Origin of the sequence: Bacillus sp. 22475 (genome assembly GCF_052044835.1) — a bacterium.
GTDB classification, from domain to species: Bacteria; Bacillota; Bacilli; order Bacillales; family Bacillaceae_G; genus Bacillus_A; species Bacillus_A cereus.
In genome coordinates, this window is the sequence record NZ_JBQENW010000110.1 from 1 (window position 1) to 355 (window position 355).

Consider the following 355-nt stretch of genomic DNA (forward strand, 5'->3'; position numbering starts at 1 on the left):
TTGCAAATCCTCTATACCGATAACATCGTGGTTTTTGATGATTTCAGTTGAAATTTTGTCCAAGTAATCTTTTCTAGCATTTGATATGTATTCATGAATTGTAGCTACCTTTACTCGTTGTTTATTCCAGCGAGAAGATCCTTTCATTCTTCTAGAAAGAACACGCTGTGCTTTCGCCAACTTATCTTCTAATAATCGGAAAAACTTCGGATTTTCATAGTGTGTTCCATCTGACAAAATAGCGAAATCTTTTAATCCTACATCTATTCCAATGTAAGAATGTGTTTTCGGAAGTTCTTGTATTTCTGTTTCAACTAATAGTGACACAAAATATCTACCAGAAGGGTTCCGTCTA

At 34.4% G+C, this 355-nt stretch carries 1 protein-coding gene; it reads right to left on the reverse strand.

Annotated elements, in window-relative coordinates; all coding sequences use genetic code 11:
• Nucleotides 1-355: RNA-guided endonuclease InsQ/TnpB family protein (locus tag ACTJJY_RS32160; protein ID WP_440607460.1), on the reverse strand; the 355-nt coding region annotated here is incomplete at both ends.